A 13,594-nucleotide genomic window follows, 5' to 3' on the forward strand; every position below is an offset into this window, starting at 1 on the left:
TGCTCCGTCGATTTGATGTTTGATTCATTTTTTCCGTCCTTCTTCGAAGTCCTGGGTTGCATGCTTCTGTAGCTCTATCCAGGCATCCAGATCCTTTCGAGAGAAACGCCATTGCCCCCTGACCTTGAATGCCGGGAGCTCTCCGTTCTGAGCCATGGAGTAGATGGTTTTTTCACTAACTTTCAACAGGGCTGCCACGTCTTTGATCGTTAGCACCTCTTCGCCTTGCACTTGGTTTCTCCTATGATGGTGCCGGGAACTGTCTATTGACGTGCAGCACACAAGGATTGACACGAAAAGGCATATGGTACTACTAGATGCCACATTTTACCAAAATCGTTTCATGTTGCGCAACACAAAACAATGAGATAAAATTTGCGCTATGAATAGCTTTGGCGAAACCATTCGCGATCTTAGAGTCGCCCAGGATCTTGGCTTACGGGAAACTGCGGGCAAGACGGGTATTTCGCCTGCCTACCTAAGCCGAATCGAGCGCGGAAAGGAGCGGCCCCCACGCCCTGAGGTCATAAAGGCCCTCGCGAGGGTCCTTGCTGCTGATCCGGACGTCCTTTTTCGGTTGTCATCTTCGACAGATCCTGAGGTAGTCGACTTTCTGCATGACCAACCCGAGGCGATGGCTTTGCTTCGCCATCTTAAAGATGCTGCTTTCACGAATGCGGAAATGGTGCAGCTCCTAAAGCTTGCCGAAGGAATTAAGAGGCCTGCGAAATGAAGCATGTCAACGGCTAAGAAGCACAGCTTCCGCCTCGTGTCGCCCCATAAGCCCGAGCAAGACTCGGCTTCCACCGTCGATCAGACAGCATAGCTCTTGTCAGGCTATAACCTAGTCCCACAGCTAAGGAACTCTTCCGAGAGCAGGGGCAGGCCAGCAGTCCCTGTTCGGTGAGGGCTGACGGATCACATCGAATCTTCCTCGAGGTGCGTGTGCGTGCACGCACCGACTTGGTCCGTCAAACCCGTCAGTCGGGCATGGCGGCATGGTGGTCAGTTGCCGGCATAAAGGTGTAACAAGATATCCGAGCGCTCTGCCATTGGGCGGTCGAAATCGCGAAGCAGTTCCGTCGCTTAGGGTCTGGCACCTCTGTGCCCAGCACGATCTAATATTGACTATCAGACATGAAGGATTAGTTGATGTTGGACTAAAGATGAAAACCGCATCAAACTCGCTTTGGCGGAGGAATCACATCATCCAGTCGTCTTTGTAATGATTGAACTTCTTCGGTTAATTCTATGATCCGCATATTTGCACTCGTAAGTGCGGACTGAGCATGATCACGCTGTAGAATCGCATCTTTGAGGCGCTCTTTAGCGGATCTATTCGCGCTCAGCTTTTTTCGAGCTGACTGGTTTAGAGGCTCATCATTATTAGGATGAAGTTCAATGTATGCTTGTATTTCACGAATAAGTGCAGGAAAACGAGATTTTTTTAGAGCTGATGGGTCGCAACCAGCTTCCCGCGCCACATTATTTTGCGTTACTGGCGTTCCCGATTTTAAAACGACTGTATCTCCAAACTTCAATCGTTCAAATGCTTGGCGAAATCGATTTTCTGCGCTCAGCGGAGCACTGGGTTGCTGCTCATTGGTGTTAGAGGGCATTTAAATAATTCTCCATCGCGGTTCGCTCATCTGCAAGGGCATTGTATCGAGGATGTACAACCGGAAGAATTTTCATTTCTTCTACTACACGGCGAAGTTCGGCGCGTACCCGAGGTTCCTTTGCACGGTCAAACAGGACGTCCGGACAGGGCTTTCGGTCCTTTCCACCAGCACAGCGTGCGACCGATTCGAGCCCACCATATTCGCATAGTCCTGCTTTCATGCAGCCGCCTAAACGATGTTCGCGAAAATTAATAGCTCCTTTTTTCGCCATTGCAACTAATTCATTGGTCTCCTTTGCGCTAAGCAAATTTATAACAAGCTGCTCTTTGCGCTCCAGAGCATGAGGAGAAAAAAATCTGTCTTCAGCGGCGGCAACCTTGACGATCTCTACCTGAGCTTCATACATTGCTAATAATACTGTTGTCTGCACCTCGTTATTAAAGCGCAAACGGCTGTGATTTCTTCCGTAATATAAAGGCATTAGGCGACTTGAGTGCTTCAATTGTTGTTGCATCGTCGAGTCTGAAATATCGCCGCTAGCAAACATATTAACTGCGCCAGTGCGACGATATTGATGCCATGATAAAGGCCAAATCGCATCTACAAAAAACTCCTTTTCTGGAAGGTTGGTTGTAAGACGTTTCGCGATCGCCAGATCATCAGCAGTAATTTTCATCTGCTCCTTATCAAATAACATCGAACATACTTTTTCTAATGTTTCCTGCAAATCCTTTGTAACGCCTCGAATCTTATAATTTCGCGAATGCCTTAGCCCAAGACCCCATGGCTCAGTGGCCGTGCTAGACAGATATGGATCGTTTCGATCTGCATCGCTAGGCATAATTTTAGGATTGACTCGATCGCAAATCATTCTCATGTGTGCGATCGCGGATGAAGCTTGGATCGCAATCTCAACGCTAGGGCTTGCCACCCAACGTGCATCCGAGTCTGGATCTGTCTTAGTGGTTTCGCCGCAGATAATCGGTACGCGACCGAATTTTTCGTCATTATCCCAAAGCAAGCAGCTACTTCTAAGTGAGCCAACCTCCTCTCTGCGTTGCAAAGTAAAATTGCAAATGTATAGTAGACTCGCGAATGTGACGATCGAAAAATATGAAGATAGTCCAGATATGTGTGGTCTATCTTTGAAGCCAGCAACCCACTTTCCAAAGATTTCAGAAAGGCCGAAGCGCGCAACAACCTCATGAAAAGTCCCTGGGAAATCTTTTTTGTAATTAAGTTCCGGATTAAAAGGACTCACTCGTGAATTTTCTTTTGTTCGAGATAGAGCAGCCTCGAGCGATCCATATTGTTTGGCATATTCGTTAAGACAAAATTGAAAGCATGCTTCAATCTGAGTTTGATTCGCGATGAAGTCTGTCAAGCATTCTCGCAAGCGACTAAGTTGATATAGCCAAATTCGGGGAGGGATATAGGGCGTTTGAATGGTTTCGTGTTTGGGCGCAATTTCAACCAGCCGTTTCAAACCGTTTGCATCAACGATCGTGAAGCCAAGAAATCCACGTGCGTCATATAGGTAATGGAGAAGCGTAATTGCCGCATCGAAATTGCTTGCAGATATGACATTTGGAACTTGTTCCAGTACCTTTGGGAAGCGCATCAATTTCTCAGCACTAATGCCGTTGCGATTGCAGAGGGAAACGATAGTCCTGAGAACATAGACGTGAGCATATATTGTAGCTGCCGACCTTATTCTTAACGGGCCCCAGATGAGCCAGGTAGCGATCATTCTCATTAGGTCAGCGTTCTCGGCACTAAGAGGCTCCGACTGCTTTCGCTTACGAACTTCGCCGTCCCCAAAGTTAAGAATCTTTCGGCGTCCAAACCATGACGTAATGTCCCATGTCGAGTCGCCCCAACGAGAGATAATAGTGCCATGTTCATCGACTACTACAGGCCAATCGCGTGGTGGTGGCCAAGACGTAATCCGATAGTTAGGCGATGTGATTTTTATGAAATCTCTATCGATTCCAATGGTCATTTCTTGAAAATCGACATTCATTTAATTTCGCCTTCCATTGATTCGATTATATAAGACCATTGATCGTGATAGTGGCCTTCCTCAATGCGCATTAACGACTCCTCAACCCAGTCGCGACGTATTGATTTCGATTCTCGAAAAAATTTAAGCTTTTCAGTCAACCTGTCTACTGAGTGTTCAGCTGGAGACACTGATTGATCTTTGCCTTTTTTCAAAGGCTCCTTTCCGACTTCGATAATTTTTAAATGTCGAAACGATGCCAATGACCAAACATAGTCAAGAGTATCGATGTCACGATGATGGTCGCACCAAAGGCATCCTGAAGGACTTCGGCAATCCGGCTCAGGGGCAGATATTGGCTTCTCGGACGATGTCGTTGGAATGCCATCACATGCGCCGGGCGCAGCAGCAAGCAAAATCGCCTTATCTACAAGAGCTGGATCATTGCTTACATGGAAGCGAACGATTTCGCTTATTGCCCGCTGTTGTGATGGTATTTCGTAAACAGTCAACAATGTTTTCGCATGATGTTGAGCCATCTCAGCTGTTATTTCTGGATCGCCACTACGCCGTAAAAGCCAATTTATACGAGTGCTACGTAGGGCACTTGGAGTGATCCACTTAACCCCAGATAGTTTACAAGCGGATTTAAGTGCCCCAAAATGGAGTCGTCCCGATTCATGAGCGCCGTGAACCCTTATAAAAGGGAAGATTCGCTTTTCTGTTTCAGGGAATATTTTCCTTCGCCATTCTAAGTATCGCTCGAAGTGACTTCTATATTCGCTAAAAATTTCGAAAAGTACCTCACCCTTACGTCTAGGTTTATATTCTCGGACTTTATATCCATCTATATCGCTCGAGTAAGAGAATCTATACAAGGAAATATTTTGCGCTTGCGCTAAATTCATTCCCGTCTGAGCCATAAACATAAGTAACTCGGCTTGCATACGAAGATTGACCATGTCTCGTCGGAAGCGGTGATCTAGTGACCGATTAGCCTTGTAAGCTGCAAGCGCAAGGTTTGCTTTGTTAACGGCGCTACGACGTTTTTCGGTCGTAGGAGTTCTGTTAGAGAACCTGTATTCTAGTTCTCCGCCCTGTTGCAGTTGTATGCGTACATGATGGTCTTTCCAGATAACTTCGAGAGGAAGACCATCACAGATGTCTTGTACAAATCGTCCAAATTTAAAAGTTTCGTCCAAGTTCTGCTTGTCTGCCTTTGCGCCTCTTGGCGTTTTTCTAGGATTCGGTCGTTTAATTCTTGTTGCCCGAAGAATAGGCTTTGTTCGTTCCAACGCTTTGTCTATGATTTGACCAACCATCCTGGCGCGAGAATATATAGTTTGTTGGTTTATACTCTTCGCCACTTTGCAACGATGTAATAAATAGTCTGACCATTCCAGGTAACTATTGATTATGCCTGAGACTGTTAGTTCGGCACTATGGCGGTCTGCCCAATTAAAGAATTCAGTAAGTTCCCTGATCTGCACACGAGCCGTTTGTGCACTACCGCCGGCGGCAAGACTATCGCTTATGTAGGTGTGCGAAAGCTGAACAAACGGAATTCTGTCGAATATAACTTCGCCAAGTAATCCCTCTCGAATTGCTTTCTCAGCTTTATCAATTCTAGTAGATGCTCCGCCTTTGTATAGCAATCGATTAAGGTTAAGCGGCGTTTCTTTTTCTCCAGCCGGAATTTTAGGGAAACTCAGGTCGAGGTTCTGTCCATCTTCATGCATGATACTCGTTCCAATCACGACCCACGAGGCCTGAGAAGATAGCACTAAATTGATTGGAAACCTCGGCTTTCAAAGGTTCGCGCTCAAGAAAGCGAACGTAAAGAAAAGTGGTTTTTTCATCTTTGTGTAGCATTGCATCGCGAACGAAGCTTACAGCGGCTTTTGCACTGGTTGCTTTTAAAGCTACACCCATAAGCCATGTGCCAAAAGTTGCTCGAGTCTGATGAAATTTAAAGCTATTCATAAAACGAAGTCCAGCATTTGATGCTAGCCTTCTCAAGTCCGTCATCAAGCGTGTGATTGTCCCGCTTTTGTAAGGGTTGCCCCTGTTCGTTAGAAATAGAAAACTACGATTCACTTTTTCTGCAATTGCTTGGCGTCTTAGTCTCTGCATGCTGTAGGCATAGGCCTTCAATTCATCGATAAGAAATTTAGGTACTAAAATTTCTCCGCTGACGTCGAATTTGGTTTCTACGCCGGTCCCTGGGCCGACGCGAATTCGGTATATGTTTGGTGTCTGGACGTCTGCGTATGCATTTTCAATGTTTTTAATGTGCAGGGTAGTAATAGTTTGAATGCGCGCGCCTGAAAGAATCCCAAGTAGCAGCATCAAATGAATTTCTTTTGGGCCTTGTTCCTTAGTAAGCTCAAGCAGCTTTTTTATGTCATCGTTTCTTATTGGTGTAAGCCCGTCTTCTAAACGCAATCCGACTCGAGATAGGTTGGGAATGGATAAATCGGATGACGTGGTGACGAATGTTCTTTCGAAGCCGGCAGCATCAAAATGGCGCACAACTACCGAACGATCTATCCATAATGGAGAATGTCTTTGGACAAAGCCATAAATTTTGGCGTGTCGATAAAATTGAATTACCGCTGCCATCCTTGATCGAGTTGTTGACGGGGCAAGGCTACCTCGATCTCTCTGCGCAATTAGATCTCCTCGATATCGAAGGACAGCACGATCTTGCTTGCGTATTGGAAAGTGCCACCATTCGAGTTTGGCTTCTTCTAGCCAAGACGCATATGCGACCAAATGCTTCATTAACGACGTTACCGTTTTAATGTGGCCACCTTTGGTACTCGTGACTTTCGTTAGTGCCCAGTGGTTCGCTTCATGCCACGCTTCGCCACTTGACCAAAAGATCTGTGGTAGCGCGTCTATTGAGCGAGCCAATGGGTCGGGTACCCAGGTGACTTTGTCGTTGTGTATGACTTCACGAACAGGTCTGTAGTTAATGGTTTCGAGGTTGGCCACGGAGTAGATATGTCATCTGATCAATGTCCATACCATACAGCACTCGTGGTTGCATGTCCATACCCCTGAGCTCGCGGTTGTCGTAAATGTAGTCGCCCAGGAAGGCCACCAGGTCGGGATTGGCCAGCGCGATGTGGCGGTGCGCGCCGTAGCTGCCGAACTCCCAGTGCTGGCACGATGCGACCGCCAGCTTCAAGGCGCCCGGCATCTCGTCGCGCGCAGGCGCGGTGCGCGTGCGGCCGACCGGGCTGACGGCGTCGCCCAGCATGAAGCGGTACCAGTACCATCGGCCAGGAGACAAGCCGGTCGCATCGACGTGCACGCTGTGCGCCAGTTCCGGCACGGCGGTGGCCGTACCCTTCGCGACGATGCTGCGAAAGGCTTCGTCGCTCGCGACTTCCCAGCGCACACTCAGCGCCACCGGCGCGATCGGCGCGCCCAGCGGGTCGCTCAGGATGCGCGTCCACAGGATCACCGCGTTCGGCAGCGGCGAGCCCGAGGCCACGCCGAGGCTGAACGGATAGGGACCCTTGGCGGACGATGCGCAGCCGCTCAGCGAGGCGCCCGTGATCGCGGCCGACAGCCGGGCCGCATCCAGCAGGAAGGAACGGCGCGACGTCATCGATGCGTCAGTCGCGGTGGATCAGCGATTCGATCGGCGGCACCTGGCGCGGCTTGCGGTCCGGGCCGGTGGCGACGTAGGTCAGCTGCGCCTCGGTGACCTTTACGACGTCCGCCTGCAGGCGGTTGCGCTCGGCGTAGACCTCGACGTTCACGGTGATCGAGGTATTGCCGACCCGGACGATGTCGGCATAGAAGGAGAGCAGGTCGCCGACGAACACGGGCTGCTTGAACAGGAAGGAATTCACGGCGATCGTCGCCACGCGGCCATTCGCGCGGCGGGTGGCCGGCAGCGAGCCGGCGATGTCGACCTGGGCCATGATCCAGCCGCCGAACACGTCGCCGTATACGTTGGCGTCGGCCGGCGCGGGCATCACGCGCAGTTCCGGCATCTTGCCTTCGGGCAGGCGGGTTGGATTGGGGGCGGCGTTTTGTGGCGTGGTCATCTTGTTTTCTCGGTAAAAGCTACAATCGTCCCGAATTGAACCATAAAACCCCCAGCCCTGCCATGCGACGCACTCCCGCTTCATCCGCTCCACTCCCGCCAGATGCGAAGGCTACGCCGCGCAACGACTGGGCCACCCTGCGCACCTTGTTCCCTTACCTGTGGGTGTACAAGTGGCGCGTGCTGGCCGCGCTCGCCGCGCTTGTCGGCGCGAAACTCGCCAACGTCGGCGTGCCGCTGGTGCTCAAGCAGCTCATCGACCAGCTCGCGATCGATCCGAAGGACCCGCACGCACTCCTCGTGCTGCCGCTCGGCGCGCTGGTGGCGTATGGCCTGCTGCGCCTGTCCACCACGCTGTTCACCGAGCTGCGCGAATTCCTGTTCGCGCGGGTGACGCAGCGCGCGGTACGGACGATTGCGCTCAAGGTGTTCCGCCACCTGCACGCGCTGTCGCTGCGCTTCCACCTGAACCGCCAGACCGGCGGCATGACGCGCGATATCGAACGCGGCACGCGCGGCGTGAATTCGCTCATCTCGTACTCGCTGTTCAACGTGCTGCCGACCCTGGTCGAGATCACGCTGGTGCTGGGCTACCTGGTGCTCAACTACGACATCTGGTTCACCATCATCACCGGCGTGGCGCTGGCCAGCTACATCGCCTTCACCGTCATCGTGACGGAATGGCGCACCCACTTTCGCCGCACGATGAACGAGCTGGATTCGAAGGCGAATACCAAGGCCATCGACTCGCTGCTCAACTACGAGACCGTGAAGTACTTCGGCAACGAGGAGTACGAAGCGAAACGCTACGACCAGGGGCTGCAGAGCTTCGAGAACGCGGCGGTGCGCTCGCAGACCTCGCTGTCCTTCCTGAACACCGGCCAGTCGCTGATCATCGCCACCGCCGTCACGCTCATCCTGTGGCGCGCCACCGAAGGCGTGATCGCCGGGACCATGACCCTGGGCGACCTGGTGCTGGTGAACTCGTTCATGATCCAGCTGTACATCCCGCTCAACTTCCTGGGCGTGATCTACCGCGAGATCAAGCAGAGCCTGGCCGACATGGAGCGCCTGTTCTCGCTGCTGGACCAGAACCGCGAAGTGGCGGATGGCGCGCATGCCAAGCCTTTGGTGACCCGTGGCGCGCATGTCGAGTTCTCGCACGTCGAGTTCAGCTACGAGGCCAAGCGCCAGATCCTGTTCGACGTCGATTTCGCCATCCCCGCCGGCACCACCACGGCGGTAGTGGGCCACAGCGGTTCCGGCAAGTCGACCCTGTCGCGCCTGCTGTTCCGCTTCTACGACGTGAACGGCGGCGCGATCCGCATCGACGGCCAGGACCTGCGCGACATCACCCAGCAATCGCTGCGTTCCTCGATCGGCATCGTGCCGCAGGATACGGTGCTGTTCAACGACACCATCGAATACAACATCGCCTACGGCCGTCCCGGCGCCTCGCATGAGGACATCGTCGCCGCGGCGCGCGCGGCCTCGATCCACGAGTTCATCGAGAGCCTGCCGGACGGGTACCAGAGCATGGTGGGCGAGCGCGGCCTGAAGCTGTCCGGCGGCGAGAAGCAGCGGGTGGCGATCGCGCGCACCTTGCTCAAGAACCCGGCGATCCTGATCTTCGACGAAGCGACGTCGGCGCTGGATTCGAAGTCGGAGCAGGCGATCCAGGCGCAGCTGAAGGAGATTGCGAAGGACCGCACCACCCTGGTCATCGCGCACCGGCTGTCGACGATAGCGGATGCGCAGCAGATCATCGTGCTGGACCACGGGCGCATCGTGGAACGCGGCACGCACGCATCCCTGCTCGCGGCGCGCGGGCTGTATCAGCAGATGTGGGAACGGCAGCTGGCGCGGCCGGATGAGGAGTTGGCGTCGCCGCCGTTGGAGATTGCGAAGTAAGCGTCGCGATCAGCTACCGATTCTATTTATTGTGGACCGAGAAACCGTCATGCGCGCCACTGGCGCCCATGACTCCCGGCGTAGGCCGGGATGACGGTCTTGAGGCTAGCGACTACGGTGACTTAGTAGGTATAGAACATCCGCTGAATCTCTTTGGTGCTGTTCGTCTTCGTCAACGCCAGCATCAACAGAATGCGCGCCTTCTGCGGGCTGAGCGTATCCGACACCACGAAGTCCAGCTGATCGTCATTCGCCTCGCCATTGCGGGCAACAATGCCCTGTCCCACGCGCGCCGAACGCACGATCACCACGCCCTGCGAGCGCGCCGCCACCAGCGCCGGCTTGGTCTTCGCCGGCAGACTGCCGTTCCCAACGCCGGCATGCACGAGACCCTTCGCGCCCGCAGCCACCAGCGCCTTCACCGCCACATCCCCCACATTCGCATACGCATACGCCACGTCCACCTGCGGCAGCGCATCGAGCTTGGAGATATCGAACTCGGTATCCACCGTATGCTTGCGTGTGACGTCACGATAGAAGAACGGCTTGCCGCCCTGGATATAACCGATCATGCCCAGCTCCGCGGTGCGGAAGGTGTCGGCGGTGGTGGTGTTGGCCTTGGTGACGTCGCGCGCCGCGTGGATCTGGTCGTTCATCGCGACCAGCACGCCCTTGCCGACCGCGGCGGGCGAGCCGGCCAGGTTGACCGCGTTGTACAGATTGATCGGCCCGTCGGCCGACAGGGCAGTGGACGGACGCATCGAGCCCACGACCACCACCGGCTTCCTGCTCTTGACGACCAGGTCCAGGAAATAGGCCGTCTCTTCCAGTGTGTCGGTGCCGTGGGTGATCACGATGCCGTCCACGTTCGGCTGGGCCAGCAGGGCGTTGACGCGCTTGGCCAGGATCAGCCACTGTTCGTTGCCCATGTTCTCGCTGGCGATCTGGAACACCTGCTCGCCGGTGACGTTGGCGACCTTCGTGATCTCGGGGACAGCGGCGATCAGCGCTTGCACGCCGACGGTGGCGGCGGTGTAGCCGACCGTCGTGGTGCTGGTGGCCCCGGTGCCGGCGATGGTGCCGCCGGTGGCGAGGATGGTCACGTTGGGCAGCCCGGCCGTCTGGGCCTGCGCCGCCGAAGCGAGCAGCAGGCAAGCGAACAGCGCCGCCATGGCGCGGGTGAAGCTCTGGTACATCTACATCTCCTTGAGTAAAACGGATTACGGCTGTTTGTATACGACGCCGTCCTTCATGACAAACCTGACCTGCTCGAGCAGTTTGACGTCCTGCAGCGGGTCGCCCTCGACCGCCACGATGTCGGCCGCGAAGCCCGGCTCCACTTGGCCCAGTCGCGCGGACTGGTCGAGCAGGCTGGCGGCGTGCAGCGTGGCGGCGCGGATCGCCTCGATCGGCTTCATGCCCGCTTCGACCATGTAGCCGAACTCCTTCGCGTTCTCGCCGTGCGGGAACACGCCGGCGTCGGTGCCGAAGGCGATCTTCACGCCGGCCTTGTGGGCGCGCGCGAACGTCGCCTGCAGCTGCGGGCCGATCGCCGCCGCTTTTGGGCGCACCAGGTCCGAATAGTAGCCCGGCGTCTTCGCCTTGTCCGCCACGTAGCGGCCGGCCGAGATGGTCGGCACGTACCAGTGGCCGGTCTTCTTGAACAGGGCGATGACTTCGTCGTCCATCAGGGTGCCGTGCTCGATCGAGTCGACCCCGGCGCGCAGCGCGCGCTTCATGCCCTCGGCGCCGTGGGCGTGGGCGGCGACGCGGAAACCGTAGTCCTTCGCGGTGCCGACGATGGCCTTCAGTTCGTCCTCGGTGTACTGCGAGTTCTGGCCATTGGCGGCCTGGCTCAGCACCCCGCCGGTGGCGGTGATCTTGATCAGGTCCGCGCCTTCCTTGTAGCGCTGGCGCACGGCCTGGCGGCCCTGTTCCGGGCTGTCGATCACGCCTTCTTCCGGGCCCGGGGTGCCGACCTTCTCGCTCAGGAAGTGGGACAGGTTGTTGGTCGGGTCGGCATGCCCGCCGGTGGTGGCGATCGATTTACCCGCGGTGAACATGCGCGGGCCCGGGATCTCGCCGCTGGCGATCGCCCGCTTGAGCGACACGTTCAGGCCGTCGGCCGCGCCGAGGTCGCGCACCGTGGTGAAGCCTGCCATCAGCGTGCGCTGGGCGAATTTCACGGAGCGGTAGGCCATGTCCTGCGGGTCGGCGGTGAGGCGGTCGCGGTAGGCGTCGACCACCGGCGCGGTTTCGCTGGTCAGGTGCACGTGCATGTCGATCAGGCCCGGCAGGCAGGCGTGGCGCGACAGGTCCACCCGGTCACCACTTGCGGGCGCCTGCGTCATCGGCCCGACGGACTTGATCACGCCGTTCTCGACCACGATGCTGACGCGCTCGCGCCAGGTCCCGCTTTTCACGTCCAGCAGGCGGCCGCAGTCGACCGTCCTGGTAGCGGCGTGGGCGCCGCCGGCAATCATCAGCAAAGCAAACGCAAGCAGTTGTTTCATGTCTCGCTCCTCATTGTCGTTATATGAAAAAAAGGCCCCCCATCGCTGGAAGGCCTTCGGTGCTGGAACTGTTAATGTCCCGCGTCAGCGCAGCGGCGCCACCGCCGGATCCTTGCTCGGTTCGCCGAGGTCGCCCTCCCACTTGGCGACGACGGCGGTGGCGATGCCGTTGCCGATCACGTTGGTGGCCGAACGGGCCATGTCCAGGAAGTGGTCGATGCCCAGCAGGAGCAGCAGGCCGGCTTCCGGGATGTTGAACTGGGCGAGCGTCGCGGCGATCACCACCAGCGAGGCGCGCGGCACGCCGGCCATGCCCTTCGAGGTGAGCATCAGGACCAGCATCATGGTCAGCTGGGTCGAGATGTCCAGCTCGATGCCGTAGGCCTGGGCGATGAAGACGGCGGCGAAGGTACAGTACATCATCGAGCCGTCCAGGTTGAACGAGTAACCGATCGGCAGCACGAAGGCGGCCAGGCGGTTCTTGACGCCGAAACGCTCCAGGCCTTCCAGGGTTTTCGGGAACGCCGCTTCCGACGAGGCGCAGGTGTAGGCCAGGATGGTCGGCTCCTTCAGTTCCGAGATCAGGCGCAGCACGCGCGGGCCGAGGAAGGCCATGCCGATCAGGATCAGCACCACCCACAGCAGGATGATCCCGAGGTAGAACTCGGCCATGAAGATGCCGTAGGTCGAGAGCACGCCCAGGCCGCTCTTGGCGATCACGCCGGCCACCGCCGCGAACACCGCGAGCGGGGCGAAGTTCATCACGTAGCCGGTCACTTTCAGCATGATGTGGGCGATGCCGTCCACCGCGTCGATCAGCGGGGTAGCGCGCGCGCCGACCGCGGCGGCCGCGGTGCCGAAGAAGATCGAGAACACCACGATCTGCAGGATCTCGTTCCTGGCCATGCCGTCGAAGATCGAGGACGGCACCAGGTGGGTGATGAAGTCCTTCAGGGTCAGGCCCGAGGTGGTGATGCCCGAGGAAGCGCCGACCGGCGGCACCGCGCCCGACAGGGCCATCGCGTCGCCCGGACGGAACAGGTTGACCAGGAGCAGGCCCAGCGACAGCGAGATGACGGAAGCGATGATGAACCAGCCCAGCGCCTTGACGCCGATGCGGCCGACTTCCTTGGCGTCGCCCATCTTGGCGATGCCGACCACCAGGGTCGAGAAGACCAGCGGCGCGATGATCATCTTGATCAGGCGTAGGAACAGGGTCGTGATCAGCGCCATGGTGTCGGCGAAGCCGGCCGGATCGGCGAAGGTGGTGTTGGCCACGTAGCCGACGACGATCCCGAGCACGAGGCCGATCAGGATATAGGTAGTCAGACGGTTTCGATTCTTCATAAAACTGCTTCCTGTCTTGTGGACCTGTGCAAAGCCGGCGGCAGGGGTATGCTGTCGCAGCCGATTAATGAGGCAAAAAATGGTGAGGGGAGGGCGAATGGCCATTCTGAAGATAATGGCAAGTTCCGCAGTATCC

12 protein-coding genes are annotated in these 13,594 nt (G+C 56.2%); 2 read left to right on the plus strand and 10 right to left on the minus strand.

Translation table 11 applies throughout. From position 1 onward, the window contains the following. Nucleotides 1-24: 24 nt before the first annotated feature. Nucleotides 25-231, minus strand: coding sequence for a methylation-associated defense system helix-turn-helix domain-containing protein MAD1 (gene mads1, locus LQ564_RS00200; protein ID WP_231056079.1), 207 nt, complete (start codon nt 229-231; stop codon nt 25-27). Between the two features lie 151 nt (nt 232-382). On the opposite strand from mads1, the gene LQ564_RS25990 reads away from it, so the two are divergent. After that, a complete protein-coding gene (locus tag LQ564_RS25990) occupies nt 383-733 on the plus strand; it encodes a helix-turn-helix domain-containing protein (protein WP_371873395.1) in 351 nt (116 codons plus the stop codon). 445 nt (nt 734-1,178) lie between these two features. Here LQ564_RS25990 and LQ564_RS00205 read toward each other — a convergent pair whose 3' ends face one another. From LQ564_RS00205 to LQ564_RS00230, 6 genes are read right to left on the minus strand one after another with little or no spacing between them, the layout of a single operon-like run. Then, nucleotides 1,179-1,619, minus strand: a complete 441-nt coding sequence (locus tag LQ564_RS00205; RefSeq protein WP_231056080.1) for a hypothetical protein — start codon at nt 1,617-1,619, stop codon at nt 1,179-1,181. Next, entirely contained in the window at nt 1,609-3,645 is a 2,037-nt protein-coding gene (locus LQ564_RS00210; RefSeq protein WP_231056081.1) for a hypothetical protein, read from the minus strand. The genes LQ564_RS00205 and LQ564_RS00210 overlap by 11 nt, the downstream gene beginning before the upstream one ends. Further along, nucleotides 3,642-5,363 (minus strand): site-specific integrase, encoded by a 1,722-nt coding sequence (locus tag LQ564_RS00215; RefSeq protein WP_231056082.1) that lies wholly within the window; start codon nt 5,361-5,363, stop codon nt 3,642-3,644. The genes LQ564_RS00210 and LQ564_RS00215 overlap by 4 nt, the downstream gene beginning before the upstream one ends. Next, entirely contained in the window at nt 5,356-6,621 is a 1,266-nt protein-coding gene (locus LQ564_RS00220) for a tyrosine-type recombinase/integrase (RefSeq protein ID WP_231056083.1), read from the minus strand. Before LQ564_RS00220 ends, LQ564_RS00215 begins: the two co-directional genes overlap by 8 nt. Then, complete coding sequence (locus tag LQ564_RS00225) at nt 6,599-7,243, minus strand: alkaline phosphatase D family protein (RefSeq protein ID WP_371873396.1); 645 nt, start codon at nt 7,241-7,243, stop codon at nt 6,599-6,601. The genes LQ564_RS00220 and LQ564_RS00225 overlap by 23 nt, the downstream gene beginning before the upstream one ends. A gap of 7 nt (nt 7,244-7,250) precedes the next feature. Beyond that, on the minus strand, nt 7,251-7,688 hold the full coding sequence (locus tag LQ564_RS00230; protein WP_231056084.1) for an acyl-CoA thioesterase: 438 nt from the start codon (nt 7,686-7,688) through the stop codon (nt 7,251-7,253). 62 nt (nt 7,689-7,750) lie between these two features. On the opposite strand from LQ564_RS00230, the gene LQ564_RS00235 reads away from it, so the two are divergent. Then, nucleotides 7,751-9,598, plus strand: a complete 1,848-nt coding sequence (locus LQ564_RS00235) for an ABCB family ABC transporter ATP-binding protein/permease (protein ID WP_231056085.1) — start codon at nt 7,751-7,753, stop codon at nt 9,596-9,598. A 122-nt stretch (nt 9,599-9,720) separates the two neighbouring features. On the opposite strand, the gene LQ564_RS00240 is transcribed toward LQ564_RS00235, so the two are convergent. From LQ564_RS00240 to LQ564_RS00250, 3 genes are all read right to left on the minus strand, one after another. Then, complete coding sequence (locus tag LQ564_RS00240) at nt 9,721-10,794, minus strand: type II asparaginase (RefSeq protein WP_231056086.1); 1,074 nt, start codon at nt 10,792-10,794, stop codon at nt 9,721-9,723. Nucleotides 10,795-10,818: 24 nt separating this feature from the next. Then, nucleotides 10,819-12,111 carry a metal-dependent hydrolase family protein gene (locus LQ564_RS00245; RefSeq protein ID WP_231056087.1) on the minus strand — a complete coding sequence of 431 codons (1,293 nt, stop codon included), beginning with the start codon at nt 12,109-12,111 and terminating at the stop codon, nt 10,819-10,821. A gap of 84 nt (nt 12,112-12,195) precedes the next feature. Then, complete coding sequence (locus LQ564_RS00250) at nt 12,196-13,458, minus strand: dicarboxylate/amino acid:cation symporter (protein ID WP_231056088.1); 1,263 nt, start codon at nt 13,456-13,458, stop codon at nt 12,196-12,198. Between the last annotated feature and the right edge of the window lie 136 nt (nt 13,459-13,594).

The sequence above is a fragment of the Massilia phyllostachyos genome (assembly GCF_021044825.1).
Lineage (GTDB): Bacteria > Pseudomonadota > Gammaproteobacteria > Burkholderiales > Burkholderiaceae_D > Telluria > Telluria phyllostachyos.

Excerpts from the sequence above, each read along its gene's own strand:
- LQ564_RS25990 (WP_371873395.1), top strand. The coding sequence starts at position 383 with ATGAATAGCTTTGGCGAAACCATTCGCGATCTTAGAGTCGCCCAGGAT.
- LQ564_RS00205 (WP_231056080.1), bottom strand. The coding sequence starts at position 1,619 with ATGCCCTCTAACACCAATGAGCAGCAACCCAGTGCTCCGCTGAGCGCA.
- LQ564_RS00210 (WP_231056081.1), bottom strand. The coding sequence starts at position 3,645 with ATGAATGTCGATTTTCAAGAAATGACCATTGGAATCGATAGAGATTTC.
- LQ564_RS00215 (WP_231056082.1), bottom strand. The coding sequence starts at position 5,363 with ATGCATGAAGATGGACAGAACCTCGACCTGAGTTTCCCTAAAATTCCG.
- LQ564_RS00225 (WP_371873396.1), bottom strand. The coding sequence starts at position 7,243 with ATGACGTCGCGCCGTTCCTTCCTGCTGGATGCGGCCCGGCTGTCGGCC.
- LQ564_RS00230 (WP_231056084.1), bottom strand. The coding sequence starts at position 7,688 with ATGACCACGCCACAAAACGCCGCCCCCAATCCAACCCGCCTGCCCGAA.
- LQ564_RS00235 (WP_231056085.1), top strand. The coding sequence starts at position 7,751 with ATGCGACGCACTCCCGCTTCATCCGCTCCACTCCCGCCAGATGCGAAG.
- LQ564_RS00240 (WP_231056086.1), bottom strand. The coding sequence starts at position 10,794 with ATGTACCAGAGCTTCACCCGCGCCATGGCGGCGCTGTTCGCTTGCCTG.
- LQ564_RS00245 (WP_231056087.1), bottom strand. The coding sequence starts at position 12,111 with ATGAAACAACTGCTTGCGTTTGCTTTGCTGATGATTGCCGGCGGCGCC.
- LQ564_RS00250 (WP_231056088.1), bottom strand. The coding sequence starts at position 13,458 with ATGAAGAATCGAAACCGTCTGACTACCTATATCCTGATCGGCCTCGTG.